This is a genomic window from Streptococcus sp. 1621 (assembly GCF_013276615.1).
GTDB lineage: Bacteria > Bacillota > Bacilli > Lactobacillales > Streptococcaceae > Streptococcus.
Map to the genome: position 1 here is coordinate 20,400 of NZ_VMLJ01000003.1, position 18,380 is coordinate 38,779.

Here is an 18,380-nt window from a genome sequence, read left to right on the forward strand (position 1 = left end):
TTTCATTGAGTATTATTTTACCATATTTCATGGAAAAATGTAGAAAGTTTTCAGAAAAGAGAAAGAGAACCCGAAGGCTCTCTCATTCTCTCTTATTCTACTGTTTCTTCCACAGTTTCAACGGTAGTATCCACAACTACTTCTGTTGTTTCTTCGTTTCCTTCTTCCTCTACTGGAGGGTTAAGGTATTCTTCTTCGTTGATAGCATGTGGTTCAAGGTTACGGTAACGAGCCATACCAGTACCTGCCGGGATGATTTTACCGATGATAACATTTTCTTTAAGTCCAAGGAGATGGTCTTTCTTACCACGGATAGCCGCGTCAGTAAGGACACGAGTTGTTTCCTGGAAGGAAGCCGCTGACAAGAAACTGTTGGTTTCAAGTGAGGCTTTGGTAATTCCCATAAGGACTGGGCGACCTGTCGCTGGAACCCCACCTGCGATAAGGACATCTTTGTTAGCATCTGTAAAGTCATTGATATCCATGAGGGTACCCATGAGAAGATCTGTATCACCTGGATCCATGACACGTACTTTACGGATCATTTGACGAACCATTACCTCGATGTGTTTGTCACCGATTTCTACCCCTTGGCTACGGTAAACTTTTTGTACTTCACCGAGAAGATAAGTTTCAACTGACAAGACATCGCGGACTGCAAGGAGACGTTTTGGTTGGATAGAACCTTCTGTAAGAGCAGCACCACGCGCTACTTGGTCTCCAACTTCAACACGCATACGAGCTGTAAATGGAACGACGTATTCACCTTCGCCAGTTTCACCCTTAACAAAGACTTTCTTGGTACGAGTTGACGCATCTTCTTCGATAGCAGTAACTTGTCCTTTAACCTCTGTGATAACCGCTTCCCCTTTAGGATTACGGGCTTCAAAGATTTCTTGGACACGAGGAAGACCCTGAGTGATATCGGTATTTGAGGCAACCCCACCCGTGTGGAAGGTACGCATTGTAAGCTGTGTACCAGGTTCCCCGATAGATTGGGCAGCGATTGTACCAACTGCTTCACCAACTTCAACCGCATCACCAGTCGCCAAGTTGATACCGTAACAGTGACGGCAGACACCGTGACGAGTGTTACATGTAAATACGGAACGGATAGTCACTTCTTCCACACCAGCATTGACAATTTCACGCGCCTTGTCTTCTGTAATCAATTCATTTGGACCAATGATCACTGCACCAGTTTCTGGATGTTTAACAGTTTTCTTAGTGTAACGACCATTGAGACGCTCTTCGAGAGACTCGATCATCTCTTTTCCTTCTGCGATAGAACGGATCAAGAGACCACGGTCAGTTCCACAGTCGTCCTCACGGATGATAACGTCTTGGGCAACGTCAACCAAACGACGAGTCAAGTAACCTGAGTCGGCTGTCTTAAGGGCCGTATCGGTCATACCTTTACGGGCACCGTGAGTTGAGAAGAACATTTCGAGTACCGACAAACCTTCGCGGAAGTTTGAAAGGATTGGCAATTCCATGATACGTCCGTTCGGAGCAGCCATCAGACCACGCATACCGGCAAGCTGTGAGAAGTTTGAGATATTACCACGGGCTCCTGAGTCCATCATCATAACGATTGGGTTCTTAGGATCTTGGTTGGCAATCAAACGTTTCTCTAGTTTTTCACGGGCAGCACGCCATTCAGCTGTAACAGCATTGTAACGCTCGTCGTCTGTGATCATACCACGACGGAATTGTTTGGTGATTTGTTCTACACGTTTGTGTGATTCTTCAATGATTTCAGCCTTGTCATCAACGACTGGGATATCGGCAATACCCACTGTCAATCCTGCAAGAGTTGAGTGGTGGTAACCGAGGTTCTTCATACGGTCAAGTAGGGCAGAAGTTTCTGTCGTACGGAAACGTTTGAAGATTTCAGCGATGATATTTCCAAGGTTTTTCTTCTTGAATGGAGGGTTAAGTTCAAGATTGCTGATAGCTTCCTTGATATCTCCACCAAGTGGCAAGAAGTATTTAGCTGGAACGCCTTCTGTCAAGTTGGCATTGTTTGGTTCTTGCAAGTATGGTAGACCCTCTGGCATGATGTCGTTGAAGAGGATTTTACCAACTGTTGTAAGCAAGACCTTGTGTTTTTGCTCTTCTGTCCAAGGCTTGTTGAGGCTGTCTGTTGCGATACCAACACGTGAGTGAAGGTGAACATAACCATTACGGTAAGCCATAACCGCTTCGTCACGGTCTTTGAAGACCATTCCTTCACCTTCACGACCAGCTTCTTCCATGGTCAAGTAGTAGTTACCCAAAACCATGTCCTGAGATGGAGTAACAACTGGTTTACCATCTTTCGGGTTCAAGATGTGCTCAGCAGCGAGCATGAGGATACGAGCTTCTGCTTGGGCTTCTTCTGAAAGTGGTACATGGATGGCCATTTGGTCCCCGTCAAAGTCGGCATTGTAGGCTTCACAGACAAGCGGGTGCAAGCGAAGGGCCTTACCATCAATCAAGACTGGCTCGAAGGCTTGGATACCCAAACGGTGAAGGGTCGGTGCGCGGTTCAAAAGCACTGGGTGTTCTTTGATCACTTCTTCAAGGATATCCCAGATACGCTCATCTCCGCGTTCCACCAAGCGTTTAGCTGCTTTCACGTTTTGCACGATGTCACGAGCGACAATTTCACGCATGACGAATGGTTTAAAGAGCTCGATCGCCATTTCACGTGGCACACCACATTGGTACATCTTAAGCGTTGGACCAACGGCGATAACGGAACGTCCTGAGAAGTCAACACGTTTACCGAGCAAGTTTTGACGGAAGCGTCCTTGTTTACCTTTAAGCATGTGGCTCAAAGATTTCAGTGGACGGCTACCTGGTCCTGTGATTGGACGACCACGACGACCATTGTCAATCAAAGCGTCAACCGCTTCTTGAAGCATACGCTTCTCATTTTGAACGATGATACCTGGTGCATTCAACTCAAGCAAACGAGCCAAACGGTTGTTACGGTTGATAACACGGCGGTAAAGGTCATTCAAGTCAGATGAGGCAAAACGGCCACCATCCAACTGCAACATTGGACGAAGATCTGGTGGAATAACCGGAAGGATGTTAAGAATCATCCATTCAGGTTTGTTTCCAGACTTGTAAAAGGCATCCAAAACATCCAAACGACGGATAGCTTTGACACGTTTTTGTCCAGTAGCTGTTTTCAACTCTTCTTTGAGTTCAGCAATTTCTTTTTCAAGATCTACTTGTTTCAAAAGGTCTTGGATAGCTTCGGCACCCATCTTGGCAACGAATGATTCATAACCATATTCACGCAAGCGCTCACGGTATTCGCGCTCTGTCATGATAGACTTGTGCTCAAGTGGTGTATCCTTCGGATCAATCACCACATAAGCCGCAAAGTAGATAACTTCCTCGAGGGCACGAGGGCTCATATCAAGGGTCAAGCCCATACGGCTTGGAATCCCCTTGAAGTACCAGATGTGAGATACAGGAGCTTTCAATTCGATGTGCCCCATACGCTCACGACGAACTTTTGTACGCGTTACTTCAACCCCACAGCGGTCACAAACAATCCCTCTGTAACGAATGCGTTTATATTTACCACAAGCACATTCCCAGTCTTTTGTAGGTCCAAAGATAACTTCATCAAAGAGACCTTCACGTTCTGGTTTCAAAGTACGGTAATTGATTGTTTCAGGTTTTTTGACTTCTCCATAAGACCATGAACGGACTTTACTTGGAGAAGCTAGGGTGATTTGCATACTTTTAAAACGATTTACATCAACCACTATTTCTTCCCTTTCTATTCTAAGTGAACTGCTTATTCTTGTTCAGCAGCTTCTTCTGTTGCTTCCGCTTTTGTTGCTTTCTCAGCTTCTTCAGCTTCAAAGGCTGCTTTAGCCTCTTGGGCTGCTTTTTCGCGGGCTTTTTCAAGGTCATCTACGTGGATGACATCTTCGTCCATTCCTTCATCCAAGTCGCGAAGTTCCACTTCTTGGTCATCTTCGTCTAGGACACGCATATCAAGACCAAGAGATTGCAATTCTTTGACAAGAACTCGGAAGGATTCTGGAACACCTGGTTTTGGAATTGGTTTTCCTTTTGTAATAGCTTCATAAGCTTTCAAACGTCCATTGATATCGTCAGACTTGTAAGTCAAGATTTCTTGAAGGACATTTGATGCACCATAAGCTTCAAGAGCCCAAACCTCCATCTCACCGAAACGTTGTCCACCAAACTGAGCTTTACCTCCGAGTGGTTGTTGAGTAACGGTTGAGTAAGGTCCGACTGAACGCGCGTGCAATTTATCATCGACCATGTGGTGGAGTTTGATCATGTACATGACACCAACTGACACACGGTTATCAAACGGTTCACCAGTACGTCCATCGTAAAGGATTGTTTTAGCATCACTATCCATACCTGCTTCTTTAACAGTTGACCAAAGGTCTTCAGAACTTGCTCCGTCAAAGACTGGTGTTGCGATGTGAATACCAAGAGTACGAGCTGCCATACCAAGGTGAAGCTCCATAACCTGACCGATATTCATACGTGATGGCACCCCAAGTGGGTTCAACATGATGTCGACTGGAGTTCCATCTGGAAGATAAGGCATGTCTTCTACAGGAACGATACGAGAGACAACCCCTTTATTTCCGTGACGTCCGGCCATCTTATCTCCGACCTTGATCTTACGTTTTTGAGCGATGTAGACGCGAACCAGCATATTAACACCTGATTGCAATTCATCTCCATTTGCACGTGTAAAGATCTTAACATCACGAACGACACCATCGGCACCGTGTGGTACACGAAGAGAAGTATCACGCACTTCACGAGATTTGTCTCCGAAGATAGCGTGCAAGAGACGTTCTTCAGCTGAAAGGTCTTTCTCACCCTTAGGTGTTACTTTACCTACAAGGATATCGCCTTCTTTAACTTCAGCACCGATACGGATAATCCCCATTTCGTCAAGGTCTTTAAGGGCATCTTCCCCAACGTTTGGAATTTCGCGAGTAATTTCTTCAGGCCCAAGCTTTGTATCGCGCGTTTCTGATTCGTATTCTTCAAGGTGGACAGATGTGTAGACATCGTCTTTGACCAAGCGTTCGCTCATGATAACGGCATCCTCGAAGTTGTAACCTTCCCAAGTCATGTAGGCAACGATTGGGTTCTGTCCAAGCGCCATTTCTCCATTTTCCATAGAAGGTCCATCAGCAATGAAATCGCCTTTTTCAACGACATCGCCAACTTTTACGAGAGTGCGTTGGTTGTAAGCAGTACCTGAGTTTGAGCGACGGAATTTTTGGATGTGGTAAACATCCAATGAACCATCTTCACGACGAACTTCTACCTTGTCAGCATCTGCGTAAGTAACTTTACCATCATACTGAGCAATCACAGCCGCTCCAGAGTCGTGGGCTGCTTGATATTCCATACCAGTACCAACGTAAGGTGCCTGAGGATTGATCAATGGCACAGCCTGACGTTGCATGTTGGCTCCCATGAGGGCACGGTTGGAGTCATCGTTTTCCAAGAAAGGAATACATGCTGTCGCAACGGCAACTACCTGTTTTGGTGATACGTCCATGTAGTCAACAACATTCGCTGGATACTCTTGGTTGACCCCTTGGTGACGTCCCATGACAATCTTCTCAGCAAATGTTCCATCTTCATTCAGACGAGAGTTAGCCTGTGCTACAGTAAATTCATCTTCTTCATCGGCTGTCAACCAAACGATTTCGTTTGTAACAACACCTGTTTCACGGTCAACTTTACGGTATGGTGTTTGAACAAATCCATACTTATTCAAGTGTCCGTAAGATGACAAGTTATTGATCAAACCGATGTTAGGTCCTTCAGGTGTCTCGATTGGACACATACGGCCGTAGTGAGTGTAGTGCACGTCACGTACTTCATATCCGGCACGGTCACGAGTCAAACCACCAGGTCCTAAGGCGGACAAACGGCGTTTGTGAGACAACTCAGAAAGTGGGTTGTGTTGGTCCATGAACTGTGACAACTGTGATGAACCAAAGAATTCTTTAACCGCAGCTGTTACAGGACGGATATTGATGATTTGTTGTGGTGTCAAGACTTCATTATCTTGAACAGACATACGTTCACGGACATTACGTTCCATACGAGAAAGTCCAAGACGTACTTGGTTGGCAAGCAATTCACCAACCGCACGGATACGACGGTTTCCAAGGTGGTCGATATCATCTACACGGCCAAGTCCTTCAGCCAAGTTGAGGAAGTAGCTCATTTCAGCAAGGATATCTGCAGGAGTGACGATACGAACCTTGTCATCTGGATTAGCATTACCAATGATTGTTACAACACGGTCTGGATCAGTTGGAGCAACAACCTTGAATTTTTGAAGAACAACAGGCTCAGTCACAACGGCTGCATCATTTGGAATATAAACAATCTTGTTCAAGTCACCATCCAAATGGCTTTCAATGCTTTCAATCACACTACGAGTCATAACAGTTCCAGCTTCTACCAAGATTTCTCCTGTTTCAGGGTCTACCAATGGCTCAGCAATGGTTTGATTGAGCAAACGTGTTTTAACATTGAGTTTTTTATTGATTTTGTAGCGACCAACTGCTGCCAAGTCATAGCGACGTGGATCAAAGAAACGAGCTACAAGCAAGCTGCGTGAGCTTTCAGCAGTCTTAGGCTCACCTGGACGAAGGCGTTCGTAAATTTCTTTCAAGGCTTCGTCTGTACGAGAATCCATTGGGTTCTTGTGGATATCTTTTTCAACAGTGTTGCGAACCAATTCGCTATCACCAAAAATATCAAAGATTTCATCATCACCTGAGAAACCAAGGGCACGAACCAAGGTTGTAAATGGAATCTTACGAGTACGGTCGATACGAGTGTAGGCGATGTCTTTTGAGTCACTTTCAAGTTCCAACCAAGCTCCACGGTTAGGGATAACCGTTGAACCGTAGCCCACTTTACCGTTTTTGTCTACTTTGTCGTTAAAGTAAACACCTGGTGAGCGAACCAACTGAGATACGATGATACGTTCACCACCATTGATGATGAAAGTACCCATTTCAGTCATGATTGGGAAATCACCAAAGAAAACTTCTTGAGTTTTGATTTCGCCTGTTTCTTTATTGATCAAGCGGAAAGTTACAAAAATTGGTGCTGAGTAGCTAGCATCGTGGATACGAGCTTCTTCTAGCGTATATTTTGGTTCCTTGATTTCATATCCAACAAATTCCAACTCCATCGTATCTGTGAAGTTTGAAATTGGCAATACATCTTCAAACACTTCCTTAAGACCATGGTCTAGGAAATCTTTGAATGAGTCAGTTTGAATTTCAATCAAATTTGGTAAGTCAAGAACTTCTTTGATTCTTGAAAAACTACGACGGGTACGATGTTTCCCGTATTGAACGTCATGTCCTGCCAAGATGATTCTCCTTTGTAAATAAGTTCCAAGCCTTGTCAATCAGGCTTTTCTAATCGTCATATGGTTGTAAAACCCCTATCACCGTGTCCTCTTGATGAATTTTCAGAATCTTTAAGCCTTTGTTACAAATACTCAAAATACTGAAAAAAAGCACAAAAAGAGCAGCTAAATCTGACTTTTTCAGAAGATTTAACTGCTGTGAGCCTTGTCTGGACAATATTTCAGACAAAACCTACGACAAATGATTATTTATATTATACCCTAATTAGCTAGATTTTTCAAGGGGATTCAGTAGTTTTTTGGTAATTTTTTCCCATAGAAAACTTGGCATCACATTCGAATCACACTATGGTACAAAAAACTGAAAAAACTATTGACTGAGAATGATTTTCAAGGTATAATAATAAACGTTAAGGCGGTATAGCCAAGTGGTAAGGCACGGCTCTGCAAAAGCTTGATCGTCGGTTCAAATCCGTCTACCGCCTTTCAATACCGAATTTATCGGAATTTATCAAGACAAAAAGCCCGTAAAATAGGGCTTTTTTATTTTTATCTCATGATAAAAAAGGATAACTTTAAAAAACTTTTGGGACAAAGTTCTTTCCATGACATAATTCCCTCATGAAATCAACTGAAAAAAGCTTCGTCACGCCTGGTGACAAAAGCCTCTAGTTTACTCTGTTTCTTCTTCTATTTCGACTTCGGTAATTTGGACCTTTACCTTGGTAACACGTCCATTCTTCACTTTATCATTGGTTAAGATAAGCTGTTTGTTTTGGCTGACCAATTCATGACTGAGTTTCTCAGTCGTTGGAATGGTTCCAATTCCTGTCAAATAATAACCAGCGATGGTATCAACGTCATCACTTTCCAGTTCAACATCAAAGTAATTATTGAAATCATTGAGGGTCATAGTTCCTTGAACAATATAGGTATCCTCGCCAATCTGATGAACATCTATTGCTGCTTTGTCCGTTTCATCATCGATTTCACCAACAATTTCCTCTAAAAGGTCTTCCAAGGTTACCAAACCAGCCATCCCACCGTATTCATCCAGCAAGATTGCCATTTGTCTTTGAGTGTTTCGCAATTCTTTTAGCAAGTCATCCACAAAAATAGTTTCAGGTACAAAAAGTGGATCTTGTAAGATTTTCTTCCAAACAATATTATCAAAACCGTCCACAAAACCAGCCTTAAGGAGACTCTTGGTGTGAATGATTCCAATCACATTGTCCTTATCCCCATCATAAACCGGGATACGAGAATAATTTTGTTTTAAAATACTTTGGATAATGGCTTGACTATCATCCTGAATATCCACCATAAAGGCATCCGTTCGAGGAACCATAACCTCTCGTGCCATCAGTTCATCGAGCGAAAAGACACCTTGTAGCATCTCAATCTCATCAGCATCCAATGTTTCTTCACTATTTGTCAGCATATAGGCAATTTCATCACGGGTCATCTTTTCATCCGCATCATCGAATGACATAGGAGTCAAATGGCTCAAGAAATTGGTCGAAGCAGCTAAAAGCCAAACAAAAGGACTGACTAGTTTTCCGATCCCAATGATAACCGGCGCTGTACGAATTGCCAAGGCATCCTTTAGATTAAGAGCGATTCTCTTAGGATATAATTCCCCAAAAACGATGGAAATATAGGTCAAAAATGCCAAGGATAGAAAAGTTGCCACGGCTTGTGCTGTTTCGCCATTTCCAATCCAAGAGGCAATCACACGGCCTAGAGTATCAGCTAAACTCGCCCCTGATAAGATTGTAATCAGGGTGATTCCTACCTGAATGGTTGATAAAAAGTGGTTAGGATTTTCTAGTACCTTCAGCAGGCGGATGTAGCGTCTGTCTCCTTCTTCCGCCTTTTGTTCAACTCGGGCACGATTAAGAGAAACCATGGCCATTTCTGTGGCTGAGAAAAAGGCATTTAATACCGTCAAGATAAACAATAAAACAAATTGTAGCAACAAATTCTGACTACTTGGGTCTTCCATAGTTCTTCTCCTAAAATAGTATCTTATCCTTTATTATATCACAAAATCTAGTCCAGTACATATTATTTTTTATCAGTGTCTATTCTAGTTCTACTTAAATTGTCCAGAAAAGAACTCCTATATCCACAAGTGACATAGGAGTTTATTTCATATTTTACTGAGTTACAGTTACTTCTCCAGTTCGGTAATCCAGTTGAAGTCCCTTTTGAACATTGGGAACTAGAACATTGAATTCCAATTCTCCATCCGAAGACTTGGCTTCAATCTGTGAAGCTGAAGGAACTAAATCCTCGTTTGAAGCGTAGTAAAGGGTTACACGGTAACGGACACGCTTGTTTTTATCCAAGGCTTTACGCACCTTACTTTCATAGTAGTTTTGACCAGTCGAATCCTCGGCCTGCGCCTGATTTGCCCAGGCTGTCTGAACAGCAATGTTTTTAGGATTGCTTGTCGAGGCATCAAAACCATCCAAACCACCGATTAAGGCATAGCCTAACAAGTGACCTCTATCGACTGCATGGGTATAAGAGCCCTTTAGATTCTTGACCTGATGCCAACCTGGTGGAGTCCAAGAAGTCGAACCATTCCCGGTTTCTTCACGATTCTTGTACTGGCGAGTAGCCTTAGACAAGAGGGCATTAGCTACGGTTGGCACTGTTTCCTTGCCCACTGTCTTTGTCTTATTATCAGCGTAGGGCTTACTTGAAACCTTGGCATTTAGGTTTGTTTTATTACCATTGACGATAAAAGCACCAGCCCCGTTCCACTCCAGACTCCCTTTTATTTGGCTTTTGACTGCGTCTGTTAAGACACTTTCTGCCAATTCTTGACCAGGCGCGTCTGGTGATTGACTTTTCTGACTCATTTTTGTCTTAGCAGCCTGATTTCCTAGTTCAGTCTGCTTAATATAGTAGCTCCCCGCAGATAAGAGCAATAACACTAGCAAACCAATCAGTGTCTGTCTTGTTTTTTTGTTCATATTTCTCCTTATCTTTAGAAAAAGGCTGGTCTCCCAGCCTAATTTCCTGTAAATTTATGAATCAATTCCTGCCATTTTGCTGGAGACAGGATAGCCCACGGATCTTGATCCTTGCCCAAGATTCCATAACCGACCATTAAACCGATTCCTAGGGCTAGAACGCCTAAAATCAGTACTATGATGACTAAAAGTAAACGCTTGACTACGTAGCTTGATTTCTTATTCATCTTCATCACTTGCCTCAATCCGCTGAATCTTAGCACCTAACTGCGCCAATTTCTCATGGAAACGGTAGTAGCCTCTATCCAAGTGAACCAATTTACCAACTACAGTTTCTCCCTGTGCTACCAAACCTGTCAAAATCAAGGCTGCACTGGCACGAAGGTCAGTAGAAAGAACTTCCGCTCCCTGCAAAGGTTGCCCACCAACAATACGAGCTGTATCACGGATAATCTCCGAGTGTAAGCCCATACGACGCATTTCTTCTAGGTGTTGGAAACGATTTTCGAAAACTGTCTCCACCATGGTTGATTCGCCTTTTGCAACTGTCATCAAGGCTGTAAATTGAGCCTGCATATCTGTTGGAAATCCTGGGTGGGGCAAGGTTTTCACATGGACAGCTTTTAGATTTTCTAGTTGAGAGCGAACGCGAATTCCTTCCGTCTCCTCCGTCACTTCCACTCCCATTTCAAGCAATTTGGCAATCAAGGGACGGTTGTGCTCCCAAACAGCGTCTTTAATCAAGACATCACCACCAGTCATGGCAGCAGCTACCATAAAGGTTCCTGCTTCGATACGGTCTTGGACTACATTGTGAGTCGTACCATGAAGTTTCTCAACACCAGTAATGGTAATGGTCTCTGTACCAGCACCCTTAACCTTGGCTCCCATTTCATTGAGGAGAATGGCTAGGTCCACAATCTCAGGCTCACGCGCAGCATTTTCAATCACTGTCACCCCATCAGCTAGAGTTGCAGCCATCATCAAGTTCTGCGTAGCACCAACACTTGGAAAGTCCATATAGATATGGGCACCGTGTAAGCGATCAGCCTTGGCTTCGATGTAACCAGCTGTCTGGCTAATCTTAGCCCCCATAGCTTCCAGACCTTTCAAATGAAGATCAATAGGACGGCTACCAATCGTACAACCACCTGGCATGGATACCTTAGCATGACCTACACGGGCAAGAATTGGTCCCAAGACAACGATGGAGGCGCGCATCTTGCTGACATACTTATAAGGGGCTTCCTCAGTGATGTCGCCAGTAGCATCCACCTCGACAAGATGAGCCTCCTCATCAAAGTCAACCTTGGCATTCAAACCACCAACCACCTGATTCATAATAAAGACATCCGACAAGATCGGTACATTCTGTAAGACTGTCTTTCCTTCACTTGCTAGAATAGTCGCTGCCAACAAGGGCAAGACTGCATTCTTTGCTCCGTCGATAGTAACACTTCCTACCAGACGATTATCGCCACCTTGAACCACAATTTTGTCCATACTCGTTTCCTTTACTCTTGATTTTATAATAATCCTCTAAGCGCTTCTTGCCACAACTGATACAGGCTGATAAAGAAAGAACTCAGGATGTAGCCCATGACAATGCTAAAAAAGGCTACTAATAAACGAACTTTTCCTGTATTCTCAGCTGTCACTTTTAAAACCTTTTCCCATCTAACAAGATTCTTTAAAAGGTAAAAACTCACATAAATAAAGAGCATGTGACTGCTTAGAGTGAATAATAATTGAACCATTTGACTATTATACCATCTTCTCTGTTTGTGCGCTAGTTTGGAAACTTAACTTAAAACTAGGGGTTGTTTTTCAAGTAATCAATTGCATCTTGTAAGGTTTTAACTGGCACGATTTTCATATCTGTCTTGATTGTTTTAGCTGCTTCTAGGGCTGTTTGGTAGTTGTTTTTCGCATTCGGATGCGCTTTTTGTTCTTCTTCGCTAACAGGGTTATCAGGGGCAAAGAAAATAGCAGCACCTGCCCTAGCCGAAGCTACAACCTTTTTATCAATACCTCCAATGTCCCCCACATTCCCATCACGGTCAATGGTTCCTGTACCGGCAACAATACGACCATTACGAAGACCTGGGTCAGTTATTTGAGTATAGATAGCTAGACTAAACATGAGACCAGCACTTGGGCCGCCAATACCAGCTGTTGAAAAGCTAATTGGGATATTGCTGATTACCTCTGTACGATCAATCAAGCCGATTCCAATCCCATTTTTTCCATTTTCCAAGCTGATAATCTTTCCTTCTGCAGACTTGGTTTGCCCATCCTCTTCATAGGTGACCTTGACGGAGTCCCCTAATTTTTGAGAACTGACGTAATCAATCAAGTCTTTGGAACTATCAAAGGTCTGATCATTGACTGCTGTGACCGTATCAGAGATATTGAGAATCCCTTTAAAGGTTGAATTATCCGTCACATTCAAGACATAAACCCCAAAGTACTTGAGTTCGATATCCTTACCAGCTGTTTTTAGACCTTGATACTTGGCCATATTTTGTGATGTTTGCATGTAGAATTGATTGATTCGCATAAATTCTACATCTGAAGAACCACCTGTAGTCTCCTGAGCACTACGAATATCTGTAAAAGGCGTCAACCAAGCATAAACCATATGGGCTAAAGTGGCATGCTGGACACCAACCGTAACGAAGTGATAGGCCCCAGCCGCCTGATCTTCTGTGTCATTTACTTTAAGGACTTGGCGAATATCTTCCGAACCATCTGGAACCTCTATATAGTAGGGCAAGGGCACCACAAATGCCAAGAAAGTCGCTATCAAGGCCGCAATGACATATAAGGGCCATCTAATCTTTTTTTTCATTTCTTATTTCCTCCAAAATACTCTCAGGAACATAGCAGGCAATATCCTGACCAAACTTCAATAGTTCTCGAACACCGGATGAACTGATATAGAGATGTTCAGGTCGGCTATGTAAATAAATGGTCTCTATATCAGGAGACAGCTGATGGTTGTAGTAATCAAAACTGGCTTCGTATTGCAAATCCGATGCATTTCTCAAACCTCGCACTAGGAAAGTAACCCCCAGTCTTTTTGCAACATCAACCGCCAATTCATCATGAGAAGAGACGACTTCAACATTCCCCAAATCTTCCAAAGCCTTTTCTAACCCCCGTTTACGACTTTCGATAGGGAGAAATCCTTGTTTGTGAGGATTAAAAAAAATACCGACATAGAGCTTATCAAAGAGTTTGCTAGCCCGTTCAATCATATCCAGATGCCCATTTGTCATCGGATCAAATGAGCCTGTGAATAAGCCAATCTTATCTGACATAGACTGTCACCTTACTAATTCCATAAATCTTTTCCTTCCAGATGCCCAGACAGGCAATTTCTTCTGGAAGTTCAACGGCCTTATCCGTCTCACACACGACCATGACATCTTCAGAAAAAAGTGCTCTCTCAGCCATTTTTTCAATATCTGCTACGATTTGTTCCTTGGCATAAGGAGGGTCTAAGAAAACGAGGTCAAATTCCCCAGATACCTGTTCCAATGCCCTCTCTACATCCATCTTGAGGAGTTGAAATTTTCCAACATCCTTGGTCATCTGAATATTTTCAGCCACGATAGTCTGAGCCTTACGGTCTCTCTCCACCAAAACAGCGCTGGACATGCCACGCGAGACTGCCTCAATAGATAAACCACCACTACCTGCATAAAGGTCTAAGACTCGTCCCCCTTCAAAGTAGGGACCAATCATGTTAAAAATAGCTCCCCTAACCTTATCCGAAGTAGGTCTTGTCGTCTTGCCTTCTAGTGTCTTGAGGGAGCGTCCCCCATAGATTCCTGATACGATTTTCATACCGTTTATTATACCAAATTATAGACAAAAAGAGAAAGAAAACCGAACCTTGCGGTTCGATTCTCTACAAAATATTTTCGTAAGTATCGCGGACTTCTTGAGGCCAAACACTTGTTTGCACTTCTCCGATATGTTTCTTGCGAAGTAGGAACATGGCCATACGAGATTGTCCAATTCCTCCACCGATTGTCAATGGGAATAGACCATTCAACAAAGCCTTGTGCCATTCCAATTCCAAGCGGTCTTCATCACCTGTGATGGCGACCTGACGGCGAAGCGTTTCTTCATCTACACGAATCCCCATAGAAGACAACTCAAAGGCTCCACCTAAAGACTCATTCCAAACAAGAATATCACCATTTAGACCCTTGTAGCCATTTTCAGACTCACTTGTCCAGTCATCGTAGTCTGGTGCACGTCCATCGTGCGGTTTACCATCTGGCAACTCACCACCGATACCGATCAAGAAGACGGCTCCAAATTCTTTACAAATAGCATTTTCACGTTCTTTCGGTGTCAAGTCTGGGTAGCGTTCTACCAACTCTTCTGTGTGGATAAAGGTGATTTGTTTTGGCAAGATAGATTCGATGTCATAGCGAGCTTCAACAGCTAGCTCTGTCAGGCGAATAGCCTTGTAAATCTTCTCAACTGTTTCTTTTAGATAAGCGATGTTACGCTTACCATTTGGGATAACCTTCTCCCAGTCCCACTGGTCAACATAAACAGAGTGAGTCGCATCCAGCGAATCTTCGTCTGGACGAAGGGCCTTCATGTGGACGAAAAGACCTTCACCCTCACCGAAACCAAAACGAGCCAAGGTATGGCGTTTCCATTTAGCAAGGGAGTGCACCACTTCATAAGTAGCGTCAGGGATTTGGAGAACCTTGACCGATACGGCATTCTCAATACCTGATAAGTTGTCCTGCATCCCGTCGCCGACCCTGCTCAAGATAGGACCTTGAACTTCGACAACTTCTAACTTATCTTTCAAATACTGGGTAAAAGTGTTTTTGACAAAGGAAATTTCTTCTTGTTGGTGGATAAAACTTTTCTTCATAGGCTACTCCTCAAAAATTAGTTAAAAGCATTATACACCTATTTCCAAGAAAAGAAAAGAGAAAATTTAAAAAAATCAGTGCTCCTTCGAACACTGATGTTAGGTACCTTCTAGTCATTGCGACCAAAGATACGCAAAATACTTAGGAAGAGATTGATAAAATCAAGATAGAGACTGAGAGCCATTGACACAACCCAACCTGTCGCTACACGACCTTGTGATTGTTCATAAGCGAGACGAATTCTTTGGTTGTCCCAAGCAATCAGCCCAGAGAAGACCAAGACCATGGCTACGCTGATCATATAATCAAAGAAGCCACTAGCCAAGAAAATATTGACTATCATAGCAATAATCAAACCGATGAGGGCTGCCATCATAGCACGACCAAGGCCACTCAAATCTTTCTTAGTGAACATACCGACTGCCGCCATGACAAAGAAGAGAAGGGCGCTTGATACAAAGGCAGACAAAACCGTACCTGGAGTATAGAAGGCCACCACAAAACTGAGGGTAAAGCCATTTAATACTGAGTAAAGTAAAAATACTGGAAGAGCCGCTGGACTATTTCTTGAAGCCATGCTACTGGCAACGAAAACCAAGGCCAACTCCGCAAAAGTAGCAATGGTCAACCAGAGACGCCCCTGCATCAAAAAGTAAACTAACTGAGACTGAAAGACCGTCAACATAAGGCCCGATACCAAAGCAGATAGTCCGATTCCCAGACCAACAAAGGCATAAACCTTAGCGTAAAATTGATTGAGACCTGCACGGTCATGTATAATAGTGTGATTCATCCTTTTCTCCTTTTCTATGAACATCTTTCCTTGATTATAGCAAAAAAAGTTAAAATTAGCTTAAATGGAAGATTAAAATACCGGCTGCAACGGCAACATTCAAACTCTCTGCCTGCCCCTTCATACTAATGTGGACCAACTGGTCTGCACTTTCAGCCATGAGGGGACTAATTCCTTGACCCTCATTCCCCATGACTAGTACAAAATTTTCTATAGAAGGCAGTTCTCTGTAATCAACAGAATCTTTAGATAGAGTTGTTGCCAGCACCGGGATACCTGCCTCTTTGGTTTCCTTAAGAAGCGCTTGACTAGACATCCGGTAAATAGGCAGATGAAAATGACTGCCTTGCATGGAACGTAAGGTCTTGAGACTGTAGATATCTGCCGACTTATCTGAAACAATCACTCCAGTAAAACCTGCTGCATCCGCAGTCCGAATGATAGTTCCCACATTACCAGGATCTTGCACATCTTCCAAAAACAAGAACTTGCCCTGACTCAAATCAGCTTGCCCTACTTCTTCTTTTTGAACCACCGCAACAATTCCCTGTGGAGTCTGAGAATCCGCCAAATCTAGCAAAATATCCTCTGACACCCAGACAGTTTGCGGAAACGAGGCTAACTGATCTCGATAACTTTCTAGGGCAAAGATTTTTTCAATCGTCACTCCAGCTTGAACAGCTTCTTCAAACAAGTGCCAGCCTTCAATCAAATAGGCAGACTTGCGGTATTTTTTTTGATGTAATTTTTTGGCATTTTTTACCACAGAATTGGCTTTTGAGGTTATAATAGTCATAGAAATATTATAACACAATCAAAGGGGTTTGGTATGCAAAAGATTAGAATGATTGCCCAAGGCAGGGTGCAGGGAGTCGGCTTTCGTTGGGGTGTTTACAGCTTGGCACTTGAAATTGGTGGCATCACAGGTCGGGTATGGAATAACGACGATGGCACAGTGGAAATCTTAGCCCAAGCAAACTCATCTGCTATCATGGCAAAATTTATCCAAGAAATCCGCAAAGGACCCACACCTTTTTCAAAAGTCAGCTACTTAGATGTCAAACTGAGCAACTTTCCTCCTTACCCTGACTTTAAAATCGCAAATTAGGTCTCTAGAACTATTGTATATTTTGTAAAAAAACAGTAGAATAGAAAGGTATAATTTTTAAAGAAGGAATAAAAACAGTGAAATCTATTAAACGTTTTGCACTCTCGGCTATGGGAGTGGCTATGTTGCTTGTCTTGACTGGCTGTGTCAATGTTGATAAATCCACAGGCCAGCCAACAGGATTTATTTGGAATACCATCGGAGCTCCTATGGCTGAAGCTATCAAGTACTTCGCTACTGATCAAGGTCTAGGCTTTGGTGTCGCTATCATCATCGTAACCATTATCGTGCGCTTGATTATCTTGCCACTTGGTATCTACCAATCATGGAAGGCAACGCTTCACTCTGAAAAGATGAACGCCCTCAAGCACGTCCTTGAGCCACACCAAACGCGTCTCAAAGAAGCAACTACTCAAGAAGAAAAACTCGAAGCCCAACAAGCTCTCTTTGCTGCTCAAAAAGAGCACGGTATCAGCATGTTTGGCGGTGTAGGATGTTTCCCTATCCTCCTTCAAATGCCTTTCTTCTCCGCTATCTACTTTGCTGCCCAACATACTGAAGGTGTTGCTCAAGCAAGCTACCTAGGAATTCCTCTAGGTTCTCCAAGTATGATTTTGGTTGCCTGCGCAGGTGTCCTTTACTATCTTCAATCGCTCCTTTCACTTCACGGAGTAGAAGATGAAATGCAAAGAGAACAAATCAAGAAAATGATTTACATGAGCCCACTCATGATTGTCGTCTTCTCCCTCTTCTCACCAGCTAGTGTCACACTTTACTGGGTTGTCGGTGGTTTCATGATGATTCTCCAACAGTTTATCGTCAACTATATCGTTCGTCCAAAACTTCGCAAAAAAGTCCGTGAAGAACTAGCCAAGAACCCACCAAAAGCACGTACTTTCTCTACACCAAGTGGACGAAAAGACGTTACTCCTGAACAACCAACTGCTATCACAAGCAAGAAAAAACACAAAAATCGCAACGCTGGAAAACAACGTTCGAGATAAGAAGAAAAAGGCTTAGCTGATTTGCTAAGTCTTTTTTGCAAGTCATACTCTTCGAAAATCTCTTCAAACCACGTCAGCTTCGCCTTGCCGTACGTATGGTTACTGACTTCGTCAGTTCTATTCACAACCTCAAAACAGTGTTTTGAGCTAACTTCGTCAGTTCTATC

15 protein-coding genes and 1 tRNA gene are annotated in these 18,380 nt (G+C 43.3%); 3 read left to right on the forward strand and 13 right to left on the reverse strand.

The window, feature by feature from the left end:
* Window positions 1–92: 92 nt before the first annotated feature.
* Together rpoC and rpoB are read right to left on the reverse strand one after the other, a co-directional pair.
* Window positions 93–3,770 (reverse strand): DNA-directed RNA polymerase subunit beta', encoded by a 3,678-nt coding sequence (rpoC, locus tag HT697_RS00510; RefSeq protein WP_173219388.1) that lies wholly within the window; start codon window positions 3,768–3,770, stop codon window positions 93–95.
* A gap of 32 nt (window positions 3,771–3,802) precedes the next feature.
* A complete protein-coding gene (rpoB, locus tag HT697_RS00515) occupies window positions 3,803–7,414 on the reverse strand; it encodes a DNA-directed RNA polymerase subunit beta (protein ID WP_173219386.1) in 3,612 nt (1,203 codons plus the stop codon).
* Between the two features lie 414 nt (window positions 7,415–7,828).
* On the opposite strand from rpoB, the gene HT697_RS00520 reads away from it, so the two are divergent.
* Window positions 7,829–7,899, forward strand: a tRNA-Cys gene (locus HT697_RS00520).
* 188 nt (window positions 7,900–8,087) lie between these two features.
* Here the strand turns inward: HT697_RS00520 and HT697_RS00525 are convergent.
* The 11 genes from HT697_RS00525 to HT697_RS00575 form a co-directional block, all read right to left on the reverse strand.
* The gene (locus HT697_RS00525) at window positions 8,088–9,419 is read right to left on the reverse strand and encodes a hemolysin family protein (protein WP_173219382.1); all 1,332 of its coding nucleotides are present in this window, start codon (window positions 9,417–9,419) and stop codon (window positions 8,088–8,090) included.
* A 154-nt stretch (window positions 9,420–9,573) separates the two neighbouring features.
* A complete protein-coding gene (locus tag HT697_RS00530) occupies window positions 9,574–10,398 on the reverse strand; it encodes a DNA/RNA non-specific endonuclease (protein ID WP_112445122.1) in 825 nt (274 codons plus the stop codon).
* A 38-nt stretch (window positions 10,399–10,436) separates the two neighbouring features.
* The gene (locus HT697_RS00535; protein WP_173219379.1) at window positions 10,437–10,625 is read right to left on the reverse strand and encodes a DNA-directed RNA polymerase subunit beta; all 189 of its coding nucleotides are present in this window, start codon (window positions 10,623–10,625) and stop codon (window positions 10,437–10,439) included.
* Entirely contained in the window at window positions 10,618–11,901 is a 1,284-nt protein-coding gene (gene murA / locus HT697_RS00540; RefSeq protein WP_112445124.1) for a UDP-N-acetylglucosamine 1-carboxyvinyltransferase, read from the reverse strand. The genes HT697_RS00535 and murA overlap by 8 nt, the downstream gene beginning before the upstream one ends.
* Window positions 11,902–11,924: 23 nt before the next feature.
* The gene (locus HT697_RS00545; protein WP_138706243.1) at window positions 11,925–12,155 is read right to left on the reverse strand and encodes a DUF1146 family protein; all 231 of its coding nucleotides are present in this window, start codon (window positions 12,153–12,155) and stop codon (window positions 11,925–11,927) included.
* Window positions 12,156–12,211: 56 nt separating this feature from the next.
* Entirely contained in the window at window positions 12,212–13,249 is a 1,038-nt protein-coding gene (locus tag HT697_RS00550) for a SepM family pheromone-processing serine protease (protein WP_173261695.1), read from the reverse strand.
* On the reverse strand, window positions 13,233–13,721 hold the full coding sequence (coaD, locus tag HT697_RS00555; protein ID WP_173219373.1) for a pantetheine-phosphate adenylyltransferase: 489 nt from the start codon (window positions 13,719–13,721) through the stop codon (window positions 13,233–13,235). Before coaD ends, HT697_RS00550 begins: the two co-directional genes overlap by 17 nt.
* Complete coding sequence (rsmD, locus tag HT697_RS00560) at window positions 13,711–14,250, reverse strand: 16S rRNA (guanine(966)-N(2))-methyltransferase RsmD (RefSeq protein WP_173219370.1); 540 nt, start codon at window positions 14,248–14,250, stop codon at window positions 13,711–13,713. The genes coaD and rsmD overlap by 11 nt, the downstream gene beginning before the upstream one ends.
* 64 nt (window positions 14,251–14,314) lie before the next feature.
* Entirely contained in the window at window positions 14,315–15,307 is a 993-nt protein-coding gene (asnA, locus tag HT697_RS00565; protein ID WP_173219367.1) for an aspartate--ammonia ligase, read from the reverse strand.
* Between the two features lie 110 nt (window positions 15,308–15,417).
* On the reverse strand, window positions 15,418–16,101 hold the full coding sequence (locus HT697_RS00570; RefSeq protein ID WP_173219364.1) for a Bax inhibitor-1/YccA family protein: 684 nt from the start codon (window positions 16,099–16,101) through the stop codon (window positions 15,418–15,420).
* Between the two features lie 55 nt (window positions 16,102–16,156).
* Window positions 16,157–16,897 (reverse strand): RNA methyltransferase, encoded by a 741-nt coding sequence (locus HT697_RS00575; protein ID WP_173253223.1) that lies wholly within the window; start codon window positions 16,895–16,897, stop codon window positions 16,157–16,159.
* Window positions 16,898–16,930: 33 nt separating this feature from the next.
* On the opposite strand from HT697_RS00575, the gene HT697_RS00580 reads away from it, so the two are divergent.
* Window positions 16,931–17,209: an acylphosphatase gene (locus HT697_RS00580; RefSeq protein ID WP_173253224.1), complete on the forward strand. Its 279-nt coding sequence runs from the start codon at window positions 16,931–16,933 to the stop codon at window positions 17,207–17,209.
* 77 nt (window positions 17,210–17,286) lie between these two features.
* Window positions 17,287–18,213 carry a membrane protein insertase YidC gene (yidC, locus tag HT697_RS00585; RefSeq protein ID WP_173253225.1) on the forward strand — a complete coding sequence of 309 codons (927 nt, stop codon included), beginning with the start codon at window positions 17,287–17,289 and terminating at the stop codon, window positions 18,211–18,213.
* Window positions 18,214–18,380 lie beyond the last annotated feature (167 nt).

What these genes read in the sequence shown, in the direction of transcription:
- HT697_RS00525 (WP_173219382.1), bottom strand. Translation starts at nt 9,419, where the DNA reads ATGGAAGACCCAAGTAGTCAGAATTTGTTGCTACAATTTGTTTTATTG.
- HT697_RS00530 (WP_112445122.1), bottom strand. Translation starts at nt 10,398, where the DNA reads ATGAACAAAAAAACAAGACAGACACTGATTGGTTTGCTAGTGTTATTG.
- HT697_RS00535 (WP_173219379.1), bottom strand. Translation starts at nt 10,625, where the DNA reads ATGAATAAGAAATCAAGCTACGTAGTCAAGCGTTTACTTTTAGTCATC.
- murA (WP_112445124.1), bottom strand. Translation starts at nt 11,901, where the DNA reads ATGGACAAAATTGTGGTTCAAGGTGGCGATAATCGTCTGGTAGGAAGT.
- HT697_RS00545 (WP_138706243.1), bottom strand. Translation starts at nt 12,155, where the DNA reads ATGGTTCAATTATTATTCACTCTAAGCAGTCACATGCTCTTTATTTAT.
- HT697_RS00550 (WP_173261695.1), bottom strand. Translation starts at nt 13,249, where the DNA reads ATGAAAAAAAAGATTAGATGGCCCTTATATGTCATTGCGGCCTTGATA.
- coaD (WP_173219373.1), bottom strand. Translation starts at nt 13,721, where the DNA reads ATGTCAGATAAGATTGGCTTATTCACAGGCTCATTTGATCCGATGACA.
- rsmD (WP_173219370.1), bottom strand. Translation starts at nt 14,250, where the DNA reads ATGAAAATCGTATCAGGAATCTATGGGGGACGCTCCCTCAAGACACTA.
- asnA (WP_173219367.1), bottom strand. Translation starts at nt 15,307, where the DNA reads ATGAAGAAAAGTTTTATCCACCAACAAGAAGAAATTTCCTTTGTCAAA.
- HT697_RS00570 (WP_173219364.1), bottom strand. Translation starts at nt 16,101, where the DNA reads ATGAATCACACTATTATACATGACCGTGCAGGTCTCAATCAATTTTAC.
- HT697_RS00575 (WP_173253223.1), bottom strand. Translation starts at nt 16,897, where the DNA reads ATGACTATTATAACCTCAAAAGCCAATTCTGTGGTAAAAAATGCCAAA.
- HT697_RS00580 (WP_173253224.1), top strand. Translation starts at nt 16,931, where the DNA reads ATGCAAAAGATTAGAATGATTGCCCAAGGCAGGGTGCAGGGAGTCGGC.